Genomic DNA, 984 nt, shown 5'->3' with positions numbered 1-984 from the left:
CGAGCCGATATAACCCGCTCCGCCCGTTACCAGAACTGTCGTCACGATTGCCCTCCGGCCCGGAACGCGGGCTTACTGCGCCGCCCTGTCCACATGCAAAAGGTCCTGAAGATATTCCATCAACCCGTCGCGCAGATCCTCGCGCGCAAGCCCGAAGGCAACAGTGGCTTGCAGGAAACCGGCCTTCGATCCGCAATCGAAGCGCTGCCCCTCAAAGCGATAGCCATAGACCGGGCGGTCTTCATCGACTTCGGCGGCAATCGCGTCGGTCAGTTGTATCTCACCACCCGCGCCCGTCTTCATCCGGTTGAGGTTGCGCAGCACGTTCGGGGTCAGCAGGTAACGCCCGATCACGGCAAGGTTCGATGGCGCCTTGTCGGCCTCGGGCTTCTCGACCATGCCCTTGACCGAAACCTGCGTGCCCATGTCCTCGGCCACGTCCAGAATCCCGTAGGACGAGGTCCTGGCCCTTGGAACCTCCATCGCCGCCACCATGCAGCCGGGGGTTTCCTCGTAGGCTTCGACCATCTGTTGCAGGCAGGGCTTTTCCGCCGCGATCACGTCATCGGGCAGGATGACCGCGAACGGTTCGTTCCCGATCAACCGCCTAGCACACCAGACCGCATGGCCAAGCCCCATGGCCTTGTGCTGACGGATATAGGCGATGGCGCCCGACTCCATGTTGGTATCCTTGAGAATCTCCAGAAGCTCGGTCTTGTCCTTCTTGCGCAGCTCCTGTTCGAGCGTCGGCGCGAGGTCGAAATAATCCTCAAGCGCCCCCTTGCCGCGTGATGTCACGAAGATGAATTCCTTGATGCCCGCCGCGCGGGCCTCGTCGATCGCGTATTGAATGAGCGGCCGGTCAACCAGCGTCATGATTTCCTTGGGAATCGATTTCGTGGCAGGCAGAAACCGGGTGCCCAGACCTGCAACCGGAAAGATCGCCTTGGTTACTTTTCTCTTCATTCTCCTGAACCTCACTTA

At 60.5% G+C, this 984-nt stretch carries 1 protein-coding gene; it reads right to left on the bottom strand.

The window, feature by feature from the left end; genetic code table 11:
• Positions 1-72: 72 nt before the first annotated feature.
• Positions 73-966, bottom strand: a complete 894-nt coding sequence (gene galU, locus FLO80_RS21730) for a UTP--glucose-1-phosphate uridylyltransferase GalU (protein ID WP_149187118.1) — start codon at positions 964-966, stop codon at positions 73-75.
• Positions 967-984 lie beyond the last annotated feature (18 nt).

Origin of the sequence: Aquicoccus porphyridii, from assembly GCF_008369105.1 — a bacterium.
GTDB classification, from domain to species: Bacteria; Pseudomonadota; Alphaproteobacteria; order Rhodobacterales; family Rhodobacteraceae; genus Aquicoccus; species Aquicoccus porphyridii.
The sequence above is the reverse complement of the archived record's forward strand: the minus strand, read 5'-3'. Positions and strand labels throughout refer to the sequence as shown.